The sequence below is a fragment of the Ruegeria sp. BB1 genome (assembly GCF_056539465.1).
The window spans coordinates 1,398,921-1,418,130 of sequence record NZ_JBQFVB010000001.1 but is presented as its reverse complement, the minus strand read 5'-3'; the positions used below and the strand labels follow the sequence as shown (position 1 = coordinate 1,418,130).

At 58.5% G+C, this 19,210-nt stretch carries 17 protein-coding genes and 1 tRNA gene; 10 read left to right on the top strand and 8 right to left on the bottom strand.

Going from position 1 to position 19,210, the window contains the following annotated elements:
* Positions 1–8: 8 nt before the first annotated feature.
* On the top strand, positions 9–497 hold the full coding sequence (locus ACR0AL_RS07090; RefSeq protein ID WP_480662435.1) for an Lrp/AsnC family transcriptional regulator: 489 nt from the start codon (positions 9–11) through the stop codon (positions 495–497).
* Between the two features lie 30 nt (positions 498–527).
* Complete coding sequence (locus tag ACR0AL_RS07085) at positions 528–1,091, top strand: tetratricopeptide repeat protein (RefSeq protein WP_170347910.1); 564 nt, start codon at positions 528–530, stop codon at positions 1,089–1,091.
* Between the two features lie 39 nt (positions 1,092–1,130).
* On the opposite strand, the gene ACR0AL_RS07080 is transcribed toward ACR0AL_RS07085, so the two are convergent.
* The 7 genes from ACR0AL_RS07080 to ACR0AL_RS07050 all read right to left on the bottom strand — a co-directional run bounded on the left by ACR0AL_RS07080 (position 1,131) and on the right by ACR0AL_RS07050 (position 9,238).
* Positions 1,131–3,020 (bottom strand): PhoX family protein, encoded by a 1,890-nt coding sequence (locus ACR0AL_RS07080; protein WP_480662433.1) that lies wholly within the window; start codon positions 3,018–3,020, stop codon positions 1,131–1,133.
* A gap of 203 nt (positions 3,021–3,223) precedes the next feature.
* Positions 3,224–4,219 (bottom strand): ABC transporter ATP-binding protein, encoded by a 996-nt coding sequence (locus tag ACR0AL_RS07075; RefSeq protein ID WP_170347912.1) that lies wholly within the window; start codon positions 4,217–4,219, stop codon positions 3,224–3,226.
* Positions 4,216–5,250, bottom strand: a complete 1,035-nt coding sequence (locus tag ACR0AL_RS07070; RefSeq protein WP_480662431.1) for a Gfo/Idh/MocA family protein — start codon at positions 5,248–5,250, stop codon at positions 4,216–4,218. Before ACR0AL_RS07070 ends, ACR0AL_RS07075 begins: the two co-directional genes overlap by 4 nt.
* Positions 5,247–6,086 (bottom strand): carbohydrate ABC transporter permease, encoded by an 840-nt coding sequence (locus ACR0AL_RS07065; RefSeq protein WP_170360456.1) that lies wholly within the window; start codon positions 6,084–6,086, stop codon positions 5,247–5,249. The genes ACR0AL_RS07070 and ACR0AL_RS07065 overlap by 4 nt, the downstream gene beginning before the upstream one ends.
* Before the next feature lie 10 nt (positions 6,087–6,096).
* A complete protein-coding gene (locus tag ACR0AL_RS07060) occupies positions 6,097–7,011 on the bottom strand; it encodes a carbohydrate ABC transporter permease (protein WP_170347915.1) in 915 nt (304 codons plus the stop codon).
* A 65-nt stretch (positions 7,012–7,076) separates the two neighbouring features.
* Positions 7,077–8,330 carry an ABC transporter substrate-binding protein gene (locus ACR0AL_RS07055; protein ID WP_170347916.1) on the bottom strand — a complete coding sequence of 418 codons (1,254 nt, stop codon included), beginning with the start codon at positions 8,328–8,330 and terminating at the stop codon, positions 7,077–7,079.
* A gap of 23 nt (positions 8,331–8,353) precedes the next feature.
* Positions 8,354–9,238, bottom strand: a complete 885-nt coding sequence (locus tag ACR0AL_RS07050; protein ID WP_480662429.1) for an N-acetylmuramic acid 6-phosphate etherase — start codon at positions 9,236–9,238, stop codon at positions 8,354–8,356.
* 170 nt (positions 9,239–9,408) lie between these two features.
* Between ACR0AL_RS07050 and ACR0AL_RS07045 the strand changes: the two genes are divergently transcribed.
* The 8 genes from ACR0AL_RS07045 (at position 9,409) to ACR0AL_RS07010 (ending at position 18,315) form a co-directional block, all read left to right on the top strand.
* Positions 9,409–10,284, top strand: coding sequence for a glucosamine kinase nucleotide-binding domain-containing protein (locus ACR0AL_RS07045; protein WP_480662427.1), 876 nt, complete (start codon positions 9,409–9,411; stop codon positions 10,282–10,284).
* Positions 10,271–11,020 (top strand): GntR family transcriptional regulator, encoded by a 750-nt coding sequence (locus tag ACR0AL_RS07040; RefSeq protein ID WP_170360450.1) that lies wholly within the window; start codon positions 10,271–10,273, stop codon positions 11,018–11,020. Before ACR0AL_RS07045 ends, ACR0AL_RS07040 begins: the two co-directional genes overlap by 14 nt.
* Positions 11,021–11,038: 18 nt before the next feature.
* Positions 11,039–12,067 carry an SIS domain-containing protein gene (locus tag ACR0AL_RS07035; protein WP_480662550.1) on the top strand — a complete coding sequence of 343 codons (1,029 nt, stop codon included), beginning with the start codon at positions 11,039–11,041 and terminating at the stop codon, positions 12,065–12,067.
* Positions 12,064–13,200, top strand: coding sequence for an N-acetylglucosamine-6-phosphate deacetylase (gene nagA / locus ACR0AL_RS07030; protein WP_480662425.1), 1,137 nt, complete (start codon positions 12,064–12,066; stop codon positions 13,198–13,200). The genes ACR0AL_RS07035 and nagA overlap by 4 nt, the downstream gene beginning before the upstream one ends.
* 108 nt (positions 13,201–13,308) lie before the next feature.
* Positions 13,309–13,383 (top strand) — tRNA-Gly (locus ACR0AL_RS07025).
* Between the two features lie 128 nt (positions 13,384–13,511).
* A complete protein-coding gene (locus tag ACR0AL_RS07020; protein ID WP_170360444.1) occupies positions 13,512–15,332 on the top strand; it encodes an ABC transporter transmembrane domain-containing protein in 1,821 nt (606 codons plus the stop codon).
* A 157-nt stretch (positions 15,333–15,489) separates the two neighbouring features.
* Positions 15,490–17,379 carry an acyl-CoA synthetase gene (locus ACR0AL_RS07015; protein WP_480662423.1) on the top strand — a complete coding sequence of 630 codons (1,890 nt, stop codon included), beginning with the start codon at positions 15,490–15,492 and terminating at the stop codon, positions 17,377–17,379.
* Between the two features lie 12 nt (positions 17,380–17,391).
* The gene (locus ACR0AL_RS07010; protein ID WP_480662421.1) at positions 17,392–18,315 is read left to right on the top strand and encodes an alpha/beta hydrolase; all 924 of its coding nucleotides are present in this window, start codon (positions 17,392–17,394) and stop codon (positions 18,313–18,315) included.
* A gap of 4 nt (positions 18,316–18,319) precedes the next feature.
* On the opposite strand, the gene ACR0AL_RS07005 is transcribed toward ACR0AL_RS07010, so the two are convergent.
* On the bottom strand, positions 18,320–19,156 hold the full coding sequence (locus ACR0AL_RS07005; RefSeq protein WP_170347925.1) for an alkaline phosphatase family protein: 837 nt from the start codon (positions 19,154–19,156) through the stop codon (positions 18,320–18,322).
* Positions 19,157–19,210: the final 54 nt, after the last annotated feature.

Below are 19,210 nucleotides of genomic sequence, written 5' to 3'. Positions count from 1 at the left end.
GTTCAGCGATGCAAAAAGATAATTCCGATCTGGATCGGTTCGACCGGTCGATCCTGGCGATTCTGGCCGAGGACGGGCGCATTTCGGTTGCCGACCTTGCGCGGCGGATCGGGTTGTCGAAATCTCCAACTCAAGCACGTGTGAAAAGACTTGAGGCCGAGGGTATCATCACCGGATACCGTGCCCTGCTGGACCCGATCCGTCTTGGTCTGGATCACGTCGCCTTTGTCGAGGTGCGCCTGACCGACACGCGCGAGAAGGCCCTGGCCGAGTTCAACGCGGCAGTGCGTAGGGTGGCCGAGATCGAGCAAGCCCATATGATTGCGTCAAATTTTGACTATTTGTTGAAAATTCGTACCGGCTCGATGTCGGAATACCGCGCGGTGCTGGCCGAGAAAATCTCATCCCTGCCGCATGTGGCCAACACATCGACCTTCGTCGCGATGGAAGCGGTGAAAGAGACGGGCGTGTCCGGTGCCATTGACGGGATGGGTTGACGAAAACCCCGCACGCGTCACCATTGGGTCATGAAACAGATCACCTATGCCACCATCCTGTTAATAACATCCACAACAGCGCATGCCGATGAATGCCCTGTTGCGCCGGATCACAGCGCCGATGTCAGTGGCGTAATCGCCCAGATACAACAGGCCGAAAACGAACAGGCCGCCCGTCTCTTGTCGAACCAATTGTGGGAGTTTTGGACGGACGCACCTGATGAAAGCGCGCAGGCGGTTCTGGACCGAGGCATGACGCGCCGAAACGCATGGGACCTGCTGGGCGCGATCGAGGATTTCAACAAGCTGGTCGCCTATTGCCCGTCATATGCCGAAGGGTACAACCAGCGCGCCTTTGCGCATTACTTGCGGCAGGATTTTCAGGCCGCATTGCCCGATTTGGACAAGGCGATCGAACTGTCGCCTAACCATGTGGCGGCCATCAGCGGGCGCGCCCTGACCCTGTTGGGATTGCAAAGGATCGACGAGGCGCGCGAAGCTTTGAACCAAGCGCTGGAACTGAACCCGTGGCTTTCGGAGCGTCATCTTCTGGCACCCGGAGGGCCACTGGCGCCTCCGGGTGAGGATATCTGACAAAACGCCCCAACTATAGAGTGGGGGCTTTTTCGACGTTTAGCCAACCAAACCGTTGTCGGAGCGCTTGATGGCGATGACCGATGATCGCGGTGTACCGCCATCGGGCCAGTTGCTGCCCGGATGCTGAATGCCCACAAACATGGTGCGCAGGTCGTTGGACCAGGTCAGGCCGGTGACCTCGCAACCATTGGGGCCCGTCATGAACCGTACGATTTCGCCGGTCACCGGGTCGCCAACCAGCATCTGGTTATTGCCATTGCCAGCAAAGTCACCCTCGTTGTTGTCCTTACCGTCGGTCTGAATCCAGATCAGGCCCGTCGAGTCGATGACCATGCCATCGGGCGAGTTGAACAGGTTACCCTCATTCACATTCGGCGAGCCAGCGCGGTCGTCGGAATGCACCGTCGGGTTGCCCGCCATGACATAGAGATCCCAGTCAAAGGTGTCTGCGGCGTGATCGTCATTCGAGGGTCGCCAGCGGACGATCTGACCGTACTTGTTGGCCTCACGTGGGTTGGCGGCATTGACCGACGTGTCGTCACCACCGGCATTCGGTTTGACACCACGGTTTTTGTTGTTGGTCAGGCAGCAATAGGCCTCGATCGCAACCGGGCTCGACGCCACCCATTCTGGGCGGTCCATAGTGGTGCCACCTACGGCCGACGCTGCCATGCGGGTAAAGATCCGGATTTCAGCATCATCCATGCCAGTCGTTTCCGGCGTCAGTGGCAGCCATTCGCCGGTCGCATCGTCGTTGAACTTGGCAACGTACAGCGTTCCGTCATTCAGCAAGCTCTCGGTTTCGCCACCCGGCTGATAGGTGCCGTTCGAGACGAACTTGTACAAGTACTCGCCGCGCTCGTCATCGCCCATATAGACAACCACACGGCCATCTGCGGCCAGTGTCACCTCGGCGTTTTCGTGTTTGAAGCGGCCCAAGCCGGTGTGTTTGACCGGCGTGCTGTTCGGCTTAGTTGGGTCGATTTCCACGATCCAACCCGCGCGGTGCGGTTCGTTTGGGTTTTTTGACGTGTCGAAACGCGGATCGAAAAGCTCATACCCGTTCCAGCTTTCGGCTTTGACACCGTAACGCTTGAAGCCGTCTGCCACCTTCTGGTCGTAGCTGGCGTTTTCATCGGACGATCCGAAGTAGCCGTTAAAGTTCTCTTCGCAGGTCAGGTATGTGCCCCATGGCGTTTTACCTGCGCCACAGTTGTTCATGGTGCCCAGAGACGCCGTGCCGGTTGGGTCGGCCTGCGTCTTCAGCAGATCGTGACCTGCAGCGGGGCCTACGATCTTCATCGGCGTATTGTGGTGGATACGGCGATTGAATGGACTGTCTTTGACAACCGACCAGCCGTTGGGGCCTTCGGCGATCTCCATCACGGTCACTCCCTGAAGGTTCTGCAGCTTCAAAACATCGTCCGCGTTGGCGGGCACGCCTTCCTGCGCAGCTGGCATGTTGATCTTGCGGTTCGGGTATTCGTGGTTGATGGCGATCAGCTCATGACCCCGAAACGAAAATGTCTCCATCCCATCAGTGTTTTCACCGAAGATACGGTCTGATTTGTCCAATGGGCCGCCATCCGTCAGGTCATAGCCGTCGGCATCGGAAAACAGTGGATCGCCCCAACGCATCAGAATTTTCCACTCATACCCTTCGGGCACATGCACGGTGCCATCGGTCTGCGCAGCAATCGGCGTGAATGCAAAGCGCGACGTGGTGACGGCATGAGCGGCAGTCGACCCCATCAGACCCGCGCCCATAGCGGCAGCGCCTGATCCAAATGCTAGCACACCACCCAGAAAACCTCGGCGCGAAATGGCGCTTTCTACAACACGGTCAAAGTCGTTTTCTTCGGGGCGGGGGAAATGCAGCTCGTCCCAATCGTCGGCGGACAGGGTGGTAGGATCAATGTCTTTCATGGATAGCTCCTGGCTGTCAGAAAATAGCAGATGAAAGGCAATTAGAATTTCTTTGTGACAGCTTGATAACAACCCCATTAAGGGAGAGGCCTGATCTTTCAGAATTTTGCGTGCAATGAAAAGGGAAAAGGCCTTTTCTCTGCGGGAATCCGCGCGTTCTGGTGCGCGATTGTTCCGCAGAAAAACACACGTGCCTGCGACATTTAGCGCAAACGCTGACCAGCTGCGTCGAACCGATAGGCCTTGTCAGCGGTATAGGCGAGCCGCAATTCCTGACCTTCGGAAATGGCGTGCTGACCGAATAGCCGCGCGGTCACGGATTGGTCGTGTATTTTGGCGATGACGTTTGTGTCCCCACCCAGTTTTTCAACGTGGCTGACCTGAGCTGTCAGCGGGCCGTCGTCGGACAGAAACAGGTCTTCGGGGCGGATTCCAATGATGTTCTGGCCGCTATCCCCCAACAGGCTTTCGGGTAGGAAATTCATAGACGGTGAGCCTAGAAATCCGGCAACGAACTGGTTTGCAGGGTTGTTGTACAGCTCCATCGGGCTGCCGATCTGTTCCACCCGCCCGTCACGCAAAACGACGATCTTGTCGGCCAGCGTCATCGCCTCGGTCTGGTCATGGGTAACATAGATCATCGAGGCGTCCAGTGCCCGGTGCAGGTTCGCAATCTCGATCCGTGTGTTCATCCGTAAGGCGGCGTCCAGATTGGACAGCGGTTCGTCAAACAGGAACAGCTTGGGTTCCCGTACAATGGCGCGGCCAATAGCGACCCGCTGGCGTTGACCACCCGACAATTCAGACGGATAGCGATCCAGATAGGGCTCGAGGTTCAGCATCCGGCTGGCATTGGCAACGCGTTCCTCTATCACCGCTTTGGACTGCTTTTCCTGCTTCAGCGCCAGTGTCATGTTCCCGCGCACGCTGAGGTGCGGGTAAAGTGCATAGCTTTGAAACACCATAGCTATGCCACGCTTGGATGGCGGCACCAGATTGACCTGTTGACCACCGATATTGATTTCGCCCGAGGAGGCATCTTCGAGCCCCGCAATCACACGTAGCAGGGTGGACTTGCCGCAACCCGAGGGGCCGACGAAGACAACAAACTCGCCTTCTTCAACCTCAAGCGTGATGTCCTTGAGGACATGCACATTGCCGAAGGATTTGTTCACATTGCTCAGCGTCAGGGCGGTCATTTTGCGGGCTCCTCAAGGGAAACGGGCTGGCCGGTGCGGATGCTTTCATCCGCGGCCAGACAAATGGCGAGGGATTGAACGGCGTCATTCATATGACGGGTCAGGTCGATGTCTTCGGCGATTGCGCGCAGCATATAGGCTTGTTCGGCATCGCAGAGTTCCTGATGGCCGGGTTCATCGGGCATATCGATGGTTCGGTCACCTTGTGGCGTATGGACCAAAAGGCCGCCGACCTTTGTATGCCCATCAATATCGGAAGATGCGCCTTTATTGCCATCGGTGATTGAAACCGATCCGTTGGGCGAGACGATATCTTTTACGAAAAACGCCGTCTCGGACATCATCGGGCCCCATCCAGCCTCGTACCAGCCGACCGATCCATCGTCGAAGATCACCTGAAACTGGCCGTAATTATACATGTCCTCGGCGATCTCATCGGACAGGCGCAGGCCCATGCCGTGTACGCGGACGGGCTGCGCGTCGGTGATCTGGCACATCACGTCCACATAATGCACGCCGCAATCGACAATAGGTGAGGTCGTTTGCATCAGCGCCTTATGCGTTTCCCATTCCGCGCCCGAGGATTGCTGGTTCAGGTTCAGACGGAACACATATGGCCCGCCGAGATTGCGCGCCTCGGTGATCAAGCGCATCCAAGACGGGTGGTGGCGCAGGATATAGCCCACGACCAGCTTGCGGTTCAGCCGCGTGGCGGTTTCCACCACCCGCCGCGCGTCAGCGACGTTGGTGGCTAGCGGCTTTTCGACGAAGACATGCACGCCTGCCTGCATCGCCGCACAGGCGTAATCGGCGTGGCTGTCGGAATAGGTCGCGATCACAACCAGATCGGGGCGGGTCTCATTCAGAGCAGTTTCGAAATCCGAATACGCGGGATAATCCGAAAGTTCGGGGTGGTCTACGCGCCCGGATCGGTTCACCAGCCCGACGATTTGCGCATCGGGGTGGTGGTGATGGGCCAGCGCATGGCTTAGCCCCATATTGCCCAGACCTGCGATCAGTACACGGGTCATTTGACAGCTCCGGATGTGATGCCACGGATCAGTTGGCGCGAGAAGATGACGTAGAGAACCAGAACCGGCAGGATTGCCATCGACAGGGCGGACAAAACCGCGTTCCAGTCGGTCACGAACTGGCCGATAAAGACCTGACTGCCCAATGTCAGCGTTTTGGTTTCCTCAGCCGGGGCAAGGATCAGCGGGAACCACAGGTCATTCCAGATCGGGATCATGTTGAACACGGCGACAGTTGCCATTGCCGGACGAACCAGTGGCAGGACCAGTCGGAAAAAGATCGTGTATTCCGACAGACCGTCAATGCGACCTGCGTTTTTCAGGTCATCACTGACCTGCCGCATGAATTCAGACAGTATGAAGACGGCCAGCGGTAACCCCTGCGCTGTGTAGACAAGGATCAGCGCCCAGAGCGTGTTCACCAGCCCGGTCGCCACCATCATCTCAAGGATCGCCACAGTGCCGATGCGGATCGGGATCATGATCCCCAGCGCCAGATAAAGCCCCATGAGCAGGTTGCCTTTGAACTGGTATTCAGACAGCGCATAGGCCGCCATGGCGCCAAGCAGTAGGATGAAGAACAGCGATGCGACCGTGACGATCATCGAGTTCTGGAAGTAGAGGAAGAAATCCCCCTGCTTCATCACCGTCTCGTACCCGATCAGTGAAAAGCTGTCTGCGCTGGGCAGGGCCAGGGGTTCGCGAAAGATCGCGCGGCGGGTTTTGAAGCTGTTGATCAGAATAACAAAGACCGGGAACAGGGCGATCAGCGTATACAGGATCAACGCACCGTGCATTGCGGCGGTGTTGAAGGGATTTTGGCGTGCTTTGTTCATCCGTTCACCCTCACAGTTGATACCGGCGCATCCGGGTCTGGATGCCAAACAGATAGATGCAGACACCCACCAGGATGATGGCAAACATGGCCCCGGCGATGGCTGATCCCATATGCGGATCGCCCAGTTGCAATTGGAAGCCAAAGAAAGTGCGATACATGAATGTACCCAGAATATCGGTCGAGAAATCCGGTCCGGCCAGCGCGCCTTGAGACGCATAGATCAGATCGAACGCGTTGAAATTGCCTACGAAGGTTAGGATCGAGATGATCCCGATCGACGGCAGGATCAGCGGCAGCTTGATTTTCCAAAAGGCCGAGGCCCCGGTGATGCCGTCAATCTCACCCGCCTCAAGGATTTCTTCGGGGATGGTCAACAAGGCGGCATAGATCAGCATCATCGGTATGCCCACGAACTGCCAAACCGAGATCAGCGCCAGCGTGGTCAGGGCGTATTCCTCTTTTCCCAGCCACGGAGCGAACAGGGATTTCAGCCCAATCGCGTCCAGCATTGACGGAGCGATGCCCCAGATCGGCGACAGGATCAATTTCCAGGCGAAGCCGACAATCACAAAGCTGAGGATCGTAGGGATGAAGATCGCCGACCGGTACAAGGCCGCAAATCGAAGCCGTGGGTGGCTGAGAAGCGCGGCCAGTGCGATGCCAATGGGGTTTTGCACCAGCATATGGATCAGGAAAAACCAGAAGTTATTCCCCAGCGCATTCCAGAACTGTTCGGACCAGATCGGGTCAAAGAACAGCGTTCGAAAATTCTGTAGGCCTACGAACACACGGGTCTGATCGACCTCGGTAAACAGCGCCAGACGCAGCGTGTTGAACAGCGGAAAGATCATAACCGCGGTATAGACCAGCACGGCCGGTGCCAGAAACACGACGATATGCCAGCGGAAGCGGGGGCGGTTCATTGGACTGCTTTCAATGGGGTGTCGGGTTTACCCGGGCGATCACCGCCGCCCGGGTATGATTGGGTTTACTGGTGTGGTGCGTACCAGGAGGCGAGACCTTCCTGCAATTCTGCACCCAGATCCTCGGGGGATTTGGCGCCTTTGATGGCGGCAACCGATGCGCCCCAGGTTTCGTTTTCAAGGTTCGGTGTACCGCGCGACAGGATTTGATAGGTCGAGCGGATGGTCGATTCACACTCGTCGCGCCAGCCCACGATTTCCTTGGCCAGTGGATCTTGCAATTCGACAGGCGTGTTGGAAAGTGGGAAGAAGCCGGGCAGGGCATTGCCGAAAATTTCTGCAAATTCCGGGCTTGCGACCCAGGTCAAGAATGTCTCGGCGGCCTCGGGATGTTCAGTCGCGGCGTTCATGCCGATGCCGATATCGGTGTGGTCCGAAATGTAGCAGGTGTCGCCAGCGTTACGGACTGGCGGCTTGAATGCACCCATCTCAAAATCGGCCTGTGTGTTGAAGCCCGAGATTTCCCATGAGCCTGCGGGATAGATCGCCGCGCGACCTAGTGTGAAGATGTTCTGACTATCGGGATAGGTCTGTGCCTCATACCCGTCGCCCAGATACTCACCCCAGCGTGCCAATGTGGCATAAGGGGCTGTCCAGGCCTCATCGGTAAGCTTTTGCTCGCCCGCGATCAGGGCCTGACGGCCTTCCTCACCCTTCCAGTAGTTCGGCCCGATGTTGTTGTAACCCATTGTGGCGGCTTCCCACTGGTCGTTGGTACCCATTGCCATCGGAATATAGGTGCCATCTTCCCGAATCTTGTCGAGCGCGGCAAAGAACTCATCCTCGGTCGTTGGAACTTCGATCCCAAGTTCAGCAAATGCGTCTTTGTTATATATGAACCCATGAATTACCGAAGCCATCGGAACGCAGAATGTGACCGCGCCATCATCCGTCTGCCAGGCCGATTTTGCCACGTCCGAGAAGTTGCTCATCGCATCGACTCCGGACAGATCAGTCAGGTGTCCTGCATCATACAGCGCCAAAGAGGCGTCAAAGGGGCGGCAGGTGATCAGGTCACCGGCTGAACCCGCGTCCAGTTTCGAGTTCAAAACGGCGTTATACTCTGCTGGTGCTGACGGGGTGAAATCGATCTTGATTCCGGGGTGCTGCGCTTCGAACGCGGGAATGATCTGGTCCTGCCACAGGGTCAGGTCATCATTGCGCCAGCTTTCGATGGTCAGGGTTACGTCTTCGGCATAGGCAGTTGTGGCCATCAGGGTTGTCCCCAATAAGGCCAGCTTAAGGCTTTTATGTTTCATCTCTCTCTCCCGTTATTTAGTTGTTAATCCTTGGCCAATGCTGCGGTCAGAACTCCCTTCGTGGTTCGCAGGCGAGCATCCGCTTGCGCCAACGACAGGTCTTGTGCGGCAATTAGAATGGCGGGTTTTACGTCGCCATGCGCAACGTTCAGTGCGTTTTGCGCTGTTTCTGTATCCACTTCGGCGATGCGGGCGACGATCCCGGCGGCGCGGCCCCGCAGTTTGTCGTTGTCGGCACGTAGATTGACCATCATGCCGCCATGCACATGGCCAAGCTCAACCGCCATAAGCGAAGACAGCATGTTCAGCGCAATCTTCTGCGCTGTTCCAGCGCCCATGCGTGTGGAGCCTGAGATCAGCTCGGGCGGCGTCGCCAACAGGATGGGAATGTCAGCGCCCAGCAGCAAGGGGCTGCCGCCGTTATTGGCGATACTGATCACAGTTGCGCCCTTGGTGCGGGCGATGTTCATGGCAGCCACGGTGTACGGCGTAGAGCCGCTTGCTGAAACCGCAATCACCGTGTCTTTGGCTTGTAAGCTGTCCAAGGCTTGTTCCAACCCTTCGGTCGCATCCTCGGCCCCGCCCGGCATTTCAACCCCGGTGGGCAGGCCACCTGCCATATGTATGCGCAGACGGGCAGGGGGGATCGAGAATGTGCCGCCCAGCTCTTGCGCGTCAGCAGCTGCCATCAGGCCAGATGACCCGGCGGCCACAAAGTGCAATATCCCCTCTGCGCGAATGGTTTCTGCCATGGCCTTGGCGCCCCGGACGATGTTGTCCTCGGCGTCGCGAACGGCTGCGGCAGCTTTGATTTGACCCTCGGCCAACGCGCGAGCCGAAGTGGCCAGATCGCCTGGTGACAGGCGCGCGGCATCAGGGTGTATTTGTTCGGTTGACGGCAGCGTCAAGAGAATCCTCCCACGTTTCCCTAATACAATACCTATCTAATACCACTTGTCTAGAATTTTATTTCTGACTGAGACTTATCGAGGTAATTCATCTGTTTAGTTGGCGATGTGGCCATTCGGTGTTGAATTTGGCCTTTTCTATCGCTGAAAGGTATTATAATGGTATTGTTATGAGTGAGTCTCGAGATAATGCTGTGTTGGCCGTTGATGGCGGGGGGACGCGATGCCGCGTCGCCTGTGAAATCGGGGGTGTGGTCAACAGTGTCGAGACCGGGGCGGCCAATGTTTCGACCGATTTTGACAGCGCGCTGGCGCAGATTCGGGCTGGGCTGGATCAATTGTCGCGTCAGATCGAGGTGACCATAGGGGATATAATCACTCTGCCTGCTTTTGTGGGACTGGCGGGCGTTACTGATGCCGCGATCGCAGGGCGGTTGCGGGATGCGCTGGGCCTGACCTGCGCGCGGGTCGAAGATGACCGGCCCGCCGCCGTGCGGGGGGCATTGGGCGCGTGGGACGGTTTGATCGCGCATTGCGGCACCGGGTCTTTTCTTGCGGTGCAGGCGGATGGCGCGATGCGTTTTGCCGGAGGTTGGGGTTCGATTCTGGGGGATGAGGCCTCGGCCCAGTGGGTTGGGCGCAGTGCCTTGGCTGAGACGCTGCGTGCATATGATGGCACGCAAGCCGAAACCGATCTGACGCAAATGCTGTTGGCTGACCTTCAGGGCCCGGCTGGTATTGTGCGTTTTGCTGGAACGGCCACGCCCGCACAATTCGGAGTGCTCGCACCTACAGTGACGTCCGCTGCGAAAAAGGGCGATGCGGTTGCCGTACATATTCTACGGGCGGGGGCTGGCTATATCGCGGATACCGCCAAACAGTTGGGCTGGCAGGCGGGTCAGACGATCTGCCTGACCGGTGGAATTGCGGGGCAATATGCGCACTATTTACCTGATGACATGCAATCGGCTATTCGCCCCTCGCTGGGTGAGCCGCTGACCGGGGCCTTGGCCCTTGCGAAGGAGATCCGACATGAGCATCTCTGACTTCCTGCGTGCCGATTTGTGGCTGAGCCCGGACAAAGGGCCGCGCTATGTTCAGCTAAGGCACAGGCTGCAAGAGGGGATCGACACCGGCGTGTTGCCTCCGAATTCCTCGCTGCCGTCGGAACGTGAGCTGGTTGAAATCACCGATCTTTCGCGCGTTACCGTTCGTAAAGCGATTCAGGAACTGGTGCAGGAAGGTGTGATCGAACAACGTCAGGGGTCAGGCTCGTTCATTCGCGAACGTGTGGCGCGGGTCGAACAATCGCTGACTCATTTGACCTCGTTCACCGAGGACATGTCGAGCCGCGGTATGCAGACCACCTCAAAATGGCTGGAACGCGGCGTCTTTGCACCTACCCCCGAGGAGGTCCAAGCCCTGAGCCTGAGAGAGGGCGAGCAAATTTCCCGAATCTATCGCCTGCGCGAGGCAAATGGCCGCCCGCTGGCGCTGGAACGTGCTGCGCTGCCGCTGGACATCCTGCCAAACCCGATCGAGGTGACCACCTCGCTCTATGAGGTGCTAGACGGTCTGGGGCGACGACCAGTGCGCGCGGTACAGAAGATATCGGCCCTTAACCTCGCAGCGCGAGAGGCTGAGTTGCTGGAGGTGCCCGAAGGGGCCGCCGGACTGAACATCGAACGCGTTTCATTTCTTAAAAACGGGCGGGTCGCGGAATTGACCCGATCCCTCTATCGAGGCGACACCTATGACTTTGTCGCCGAGTTGCGGCTGTAGCCGGAAAGGCAAGTGAGCATGTCAGAACACAGTTCGAAAATGCGTCAGGAGGTTTTGGAAATCCCCGACGCCGTTGACCGATTGCTAAGCCAGGGTGCCGCCAATATTCAGGATGCGGCAAGGCGGGTGAAAGAGGCCGATCCCCGGTTTCTGATCACAGTGGCGCGGGGGTCGTCGGACCACGCTTGCGCGTATTTGAAATACGCTGGCGAATTGTTGCTGAACCTGCCTGTGGCCTCGGTCGGGCCGTCGGTCAGTTCGATCTATGGGGCTGATCTGCGTGCGGCTGGGGCGGTGTGCCTTTCGGTGTCGCAATCGGGCCAAAGTCCAGACATTGTAGGGATGACCCGAACGCTGAAATCTTCGGGCGGGGTGACGGTTGCGATCACCAACAACACGGCCTCGCGCCTTGCTGAAGTGACGGATGCGGTCTTGCCCCTGCACGCAGGTCCGGAACTGAGTGTCGCTGCGACCAAAACTTTTGTCACCTCGCTTGTGGCGGGGTTGTGGTTGTTGGCTGAAATCAAGGGGGATGGTGATTTGACGGCCGCGATCCGATCCTTGCCCGGTCATTTGGGGCAGGCCGCGCAATGCGATTGGTCGGCGGCGGCTGATGCAATCACCGGCCGGTCACTATTCACGCTGGGCCGCGGTCCGTCCTTTGCGATGTCCAATGAAGCTGCTCTGAAAATCAAGGAAACCTGCCAGATTCATGCCGAAAGCTATTCGGCGGCCGAGGTTCTGCATGGTCCGGTCTCAATCGTTGAACAGGGGTTTCCTGCCATCGTTTTTGCCGCCGCAGATGCCGCCGAGCAAACGACAGCCGAGGCGGCTGATGCGTTGGCAGGCAAAGGTGCGGCTGTTTTCGCGGCCACTGATAAGGTCACCAAAGCGCATAGCCTGCCGGTAACCCGAACCGATCACTGGTTGACTGACCCCATTGCCACGATCACGTCGTTTTACAGCATGGTCGAAGCCGTGGCGCAGGCGCGCGGGATCGACCCAGATACTCCGCGCCATCTGAGAAAGGTGACAGAGACGGTATGACCTCAGACTCCATGACATTTCGCAATGGTGCCCTGTTCGATGGAGAGCGCCTGCATTTTGATCAGGTCATGACCTTTCGCAACGGCGTCCTTGCCGCGCTTGCGGCTGAGGAGACCGCACAGATCGAAGGGCAAGTCATCGACCTGAACGGGGATATCTTGTGCCCCGGCTTCGTCGACCTGCAGGTGAACGGCGGCGGCGGCGCGATGTTCAACGACGACCCCTCGGTTGATTCGATCCGGCAGATCGCCGAAGCGCATCGCCGTCTAGGTGTGGCGTCCTTGCTGCCGACACTAATCACCGACACGCCCGAGAAAACCGAAGCCGCCGTTGCAGCCGCGATAGAGGCGGTTCGCGCGGGGGTTCCGGGTGTGGCTGGCTTGCATCTTGAAGGGCCACACCTGTCGGTGGCGCGAAAGGGCGCGCATGACGGGGCGCTAATTCGCCCGATGGAGGACGCGGACCTGACCATGCTGATTGCGGCAGCAGAGCAATTGCCGTGCCTGAAGGTGACCCTTGCGCCCGAATCCGTGTCTCTGCAGCAAGTGCAAGCTTTGTCGGACGCCGGGATTCTGGTGTCGCTAGGGCATAGCAATGCAGATTTCGAGACGTGTCAGCGTTATGCCGCGGTGGGCGCGCGCTGCGTCACACACCTTTTCAATGCCATGAGCCAACTGGGCAGCCGGGAACCCGGTCTTGTTGGCGCGGCGCTGGCGACGGGCGGGCTGTCGGCGGGGTTGATTGCCGACGGTATCCATGTCCACCCCGAGGTTATCCGCTCGGCCTGGACTGCCAAGAAAGCGCCCGGTCAGATATTTCTGGTCAGCGATGCCATGGCTGTTGCGGGTACGGATCAGGCTGCGTTCGAGCTGGAGGGTCGCCGGATCACGCGGACGGACGGACGCCTGACACTTGAGGATGGAACGTTGGCCGGAGCCGATTTGGACTTGACCACTGCGATCCGCATTCTGGTCACACATGCTGACGTGCCGCTTAAGGAGGCGCTGGCTGCAGCCACGACCTATCCGGCGTCTCTGATTGGCCAGCCGGTTGCGCAACCGCTGCGTGCGGAGTCGATGATCCGGATTTCCTCGGACCTCGAATCCTGTTCTTGGATATGTTCACAGGGTTGAGGGAAGGGTGTCTGTCTCCTGCATTGGAACGCGATTACAGAAATTGATTTCCTGCGCCGAACGGCGCTTGACGACACCAGACGCATCCCTTAAACCGACCTGCGCTGAGCGGGCGTCGTATACTGGCTATTACCTCAGCCTTCCAAGCTGATGAAGCGGGTTCGATTCCCGCCGCCCGCTCCAAATCAGCCCCGAAATTCTGCGTCAAATGGCCCTTACAGGCCGTGAATTGGTGACGCGCTGCTTGACCCCGCCGTCTGCTGCCGCCAAGAAGCGACCACCTGATTGCGAATTTGAACTAAGGGCCACGCATGGCAAGAACCGCCCCAGCCAGTCCAGCACAACAACCCGCACCCGGCGCCAGTGAAGAGCGCGCCCGGTCCAAGAAAATTGGCGTTCTGGCGTCGTTGTGGCCCTTCATGCGCCCCTATCGAATGTTGATGGCCGGGGCGACACTGGCGTTGGTGCTGACGGCAAGCATGACCCTTGCGCTACCACTGGCTGTGCGCCGAGTGGTTGACAATTTCCGCATCGAAGATGGTGAGTTGTTAGAGTGGTACTTTCTGGCCGCGCTGGGCATCGCCGGGGTTCTGGCCGTGGGCACCGGCCTGCGCTATGCGCTGGTGACCCGGCTGGGCGAACGGGTCGTCGCCGATATCCGCGAGGCCGTGTTCGACCGCGTCATCGGCATGAGCCCCGAATTCTACGAACGTATCATGACCGGCGAGGTCCTGAGCCGGATAACCACCGACACGACGCTGATCCAGTCAGTGCTTGGCTCGTCTGTATCCATCGCGCTGCGCAACATGTTGTTGTTCTTCGGCGGGCTGGTGTTGATGCTGCTGACGTCGGCCAAGTTGACCGGTCTGGTTTTGCTGTTGATCCCGGTGGTGGTGGTGCCGATTCTGGTGCTGGGGCGCCGCCTGCGGGTGATCAGCCGCGAAAATCAGGACTGGATCGCAGCCTCTTCCGGTAACGCAGGTGAGGCGCTGAGCGCAGTGCAAACGGTGCAGGCCTTTACTCATGAACAGGCCAGCCGCAAGCAATTCGCGGATATGACGGAAACGTCCTATGTCGTTTCGCTGCGGCGTATTCAGACGCGCGCGGTTCTGACCGTTATCGTCATCTTTTTGGTTTTTTCGGGCATTGTCGGCGTGTTGTGGATGGGCGCAAATGACGTTCGCAACGGCGTGATGACCGAAGGCGTTCTGATCCAGTTCGTGATCTATTCGATCATCATGGCCGGGTCCGTAGCAGCCTTGTCTGAAATCTGGAGTGAATTGCAGCGCGCCGCAGGCGCAACTGAACGACTAGTGGAATTGCTGAATGCACAGGACACCGTCACCGATCCGTCCAATCCCAAGACGCTGCCATTACCGGTTCGGGGTGAGATCCGCTTTGACGATGTGACCTTCCGCTATCCGTCACGCCCCGATGTTGTCACGCTGGAACATCTGTCATTGCAGGTTAACCCCGGCGAGACGGTGGCTTTTGTCGGCCCCTCGGGGGCGGGGAAGACAACCGTCATCCAGATGATCCAGCGGTTTTATGATCCGGTCTCGGGGCAGGTCAGTCTTGATGGCGTCGATCTGCGTGACATCGACCGGGCCGAGTTCCGCCGCCACATGGCGCTGGTGCCTCAGGACCCGATCATTTTTGCCTCTTCAGCGCGTGAAAACATCCGGTTTGGTCGTCTGGACGCCACCGATGCCGAGGTTGAGGCCGCCGCCCGGGCCGCCGCCGCACACGATTTCATTTCGGCTTTGCCCGAAGGTTACGACAGTTTCGTTGGTGAACGGGGTGTGATGCTGTCTGGCGGGCAAAAGCAACGTATCGCCATCGCTCGTGCGATCCTGCGGGACGCGCCGGTACTGCTGTTGGACGAGGCGACCTCGGCGCTGGATGCCGAAAGCGAGCGTGCGGTTCAAGGCGCTGTCGATCAGATGCGCGCCGGGCGCACCACGTTGATCGTGGCGCACCGGCTGGCGACGGTGAAAAAGGCTGACCGGATCGTGGTGATGGAGGCCGGCCGTATCGTGGCGCAGGGCACCCATGACGATCTGGTGGCACAGGACGGCCTGTATGCCAGATTGGCGCGTCTGCAGTTCACCGACGGCATGGCGGCAGAATAAAGTGACGCGGGGGCACGGCAATTCGCTCCGCAGCGTAATTCTACCTCTTTCCGGGCTTCACAGCTAAGCCCTTTCTTGATCATGCACGGTTTTGCTTCCATCTTGGCGGTGGATACAAAACCCGTGCCGGACACGGGAGAGATAAGGGAGGAGTCATATGGCCTTTGTGGGTTTGGAAGACAAGGCAAGGATGGAGCAGGAAATGCCGTGGGAGGACCGCGATGTTCCGGTCACCTTCCATCAGTTGTTGTCGCGCACGGCAAGCAAGTTCCCCAACAGCAATGCGATCAGTTTTCAGCTTTTGTCCGGGCCGACCGACAAGGCCGAAACGCTGACCTGGTCCGAGCTGCTGGGTAAGGTCAATCAGGCTGCCAACCTGTTCCGCTCGCTTGGGATCGGTGAAAAGGATGTGGTGGCCTACGTGCTGCCCAATAGTAACGAGACGCTGATCACCATGATGGGTGGCGCGGTTGCAGGGATCGTGAACCCTATAAACCCGTTGCTGGAGCCCGAGCAGATCGCCGCGATCCTGCGCGAAACCGGCGCCAAGGTCGTGGTTACGCTGAAATCCTTCCCCAAGGCCGATGTGGCGCAAAAGGTCGAAGAGGCCGTGCGCCATGCGCCCAACGTCAAAACCATTCTTGAGATCGACCTCAACCGCTATTTGACGCCACCGAAATCCTGGCTGGTTCCGCTCCTGCGTCCCAAGATGGGCGACAAGGAACATCTTGCGCATGCGGATTATAAGAGCTTCAACAAGGAACTGGCCAAACAGCCTACTACGCTGACCTTCGAGGACAGCACCGAAGATCGTGTCGCCTGCTATTTCCACACCGGCGGAACCACCGGTATGCCCAAGGTGGCGCAGCATAAATACTCGGGCCTGATCTACAACGGCTGGCTTGGAAACACGCTGTTGTTCTCGGACGAAGACGTGATCATGTGCCCGTTGCCGATGTTCCACGTTTTCGCTGTGCATGTGATCGTGATGGCCGCAGTGTCCTCGGGCGCGCATGTGGTCTTCCCAACCCCCGCCGGGTATCGGGGCGATGGCGTGTTTGATAACTTCTGGAAGTTGATCGAGCGCTGGAAGGTCAGTTTCATCATCACCGTGCCCACCGCGATTGCCGCCAAGATGCAACGCCCGGTGGATGCCGATATCTCAAGCGTGAAAACAGCCTTCTCGGGTTCGGCCCCGCTGCCGGTCGAACTGTTCCGCCGGTTCGAAGAAGCGACGGGTGTGACCATCGTCGAAGGCTATGGACTGACCGAGGCAACCTGTCTGGTGTCGTGCAACCCGGTGGATGGCGAAAAGAAAATCGGATCGATCGGGATTCCATTCCCCTATACGGATGTGAAAATCCTGCAGAACGGGCCGGACGGCCCCAAGGAATGCGGCGCGGATGAGATCGGCGAAATCTGTATCTCGAATCCCGGCGTCTATGCGGGCAACACCTATACCGAGGCGGACAAGAACGTTGATCTGTACCATTTCGACAAGTACCTGCGCACAGGCGATCTGGGTCGGTTTGACGACGATGGGTATCTGTGGATCACCGGCCGCGCCAAGGACCTGATTATTCGCGGCGGCCACAATATCGACCCAGCCGAAATCGAAGAGGCTTTGCTGGGCCACGATGCCGTTGCCTTTGCCGGCGCTATTGGTCAACCCGACGCGCATTCGGGCGAGGTGCCCTGCGCCTTTGTCGAACTGGTCGACGGGGCCAGTGTGACCGAGAACGAATTGATGGATTACTGCGGTGTGCATGTCCACGAACGTGCGGCAAGACCCAAGCATATGACCATTCTGGACGAGTTGCCGAAAACCGCCGTGGGTAAGGTCTTTAAACCCGAACTGCGCAAGCAGGCGATCACTCGCATCTATAACGGCGCGTTGGAAGAGGCCGGGCTGGATGCGCGCGTCGTATCCGTGATTGACGACAAAAAGCGCGGGCTTGTCGCGCAGCTTGACGCGAACGGCTGCTCGGACGACGATGTCGGTAAGGTGCTGGGAACGTTTACCCGGCCATGGGAATGGGCTGCCTGACCGGGAGGGACAATGGATTATGAACGTCTGATTGATGAAGAGACTTGGGCGTTCATTAGACGAACGGCTGAAAGCTATCCTGATGACGCTGTCGACCTTTCGATCGACGATCAGCGCCGCGTCTACAACAAGATGTGTCAGGACTTTCGCCAACCCCGACCCGTTGGTCTGGATGTGCAGGACAGGTCCGCCAATGGCGTGCCTGTCCGGGTTTACACCGCCGGAGATCCGACCCGAACCGTCGTCTATTTTCATGGCGGCGGTTTCGTCGTTGGTGGGCTGGATAGCCATGATGACGTTTGTGCTGAGATTTGCGTTCAGACCGGGTATCGGGTTGTTGCCGTAGACTATCGCCTGTGCCCCGAACATGTGCACCCGGCACAGTTTCAGGACAGCTGGACCGCAACGAATTGGGTGGTGCAGGAATACGGCGACCCGTTGATTTTGGCCGGTGACAGCGCGGGTGGCAATCTGGCCGCCGCGGTGGCGCAGCATGCACGGGGGCGGCTTGATGGAGTGCTGGGGCAGGTCCTAATTTATCCCGGTCTGGGCGGGGACACATCCACAGGGTCATATATCGAGCACGCCCAGGCACCGCTTTTGACGCTGGAAGAAATTCGGTTCTACGAGAAAGTGCGCTGTGGCGGACCTGCGCCGCAGAACGATCCCACGTTTGCGCCGCTGCAGGATAAAGATTTCTCGGGCCTGCCGCCTACTGTGGTGGTCACTGCCGATTGCGATCCGTTGCGCGACGATGGCCTGGCCTATTGCACTAAGATCACCGAAGCGGGCGGGAGGGCGCATTGGGTGAATGAGCCCGGCCTTGTGCACGGGTACCTGCGGGCGCGCACCTCAGTGAAACGCGCCGCAGACAGTTTTGAACGGATATCAGTTGCGATCGAGGCGCTGGGCCAGCAGATCTGGCCCTACGATTGATCCGTTACTTCAGGAAAGGCTTGGCTTTCATCGTCTCGGCGATCGGTGCGCCCATGCGATTCAGGATCGTGGGTGCCAGTTGCAGCTGGTCGATCACCGCATCAGCCTCGGGGCCTTCGGCATCGCCGAAATAATACAATGCAGTTTCCTGCTGAAGCGGGCTGCGCCCGCCATGATGGCCACGTTCGTCCTGACCGTGATCGGCGGTCACGATGACCTCATACCCCAGTTGCCGCCAGCGCGGGATGAAAGGGGCCAGCATTTCGTCCATGACAAAACAGGCGTGGTCCATTTCCTCGCAGTCGTGATGAAACCGGTGACCCATACTGTCCAGCGTGCAAGTGTGCAGGACGCCGTAATCCAGCCCAAAGCGCAGGCACAGATTGGTCAGAGTGCCAAACAGATCAACGTCCGACGGCGTCATCTGGTTCACTTTGCTGTAGCCGGTCATTGAGTGGAACCGGCCATGGTTGATCGTTTTGCTCTCGGGCTCGTCATATTCGACGTCACGGACATAATCGAACGGGTGACGGTTGAAGAATTGCGACCAAAAGCTGTGGGTCACCGCCCCGGTCACGCCGCTCGCTTCGCGGACTTGGCTGAAGACGTCCTTGTGGCTTAGGCGGAAGACGTTGCCGTTGCCGGTACAGCCATGTTCCTGCGGCGTGACGCCGGTGTGGATCGAGGCATAGCAACTGGCCGAGATCGATGGCAGCACCGCGCGATGCTTCCAAACCTGCGCCTCGCCACTGTCGACCCACCCTTCCAGATTACCGAACAGGCGGCGAAAATTGCGCCACGGAACACCGTCTAGAATGATGAGGAGGAGTTTTCGGTCCATTCCCTGACCCTTTCTTAAAGTCCCTCAGGCGACCCTAGGGGATTCGTTGCATAT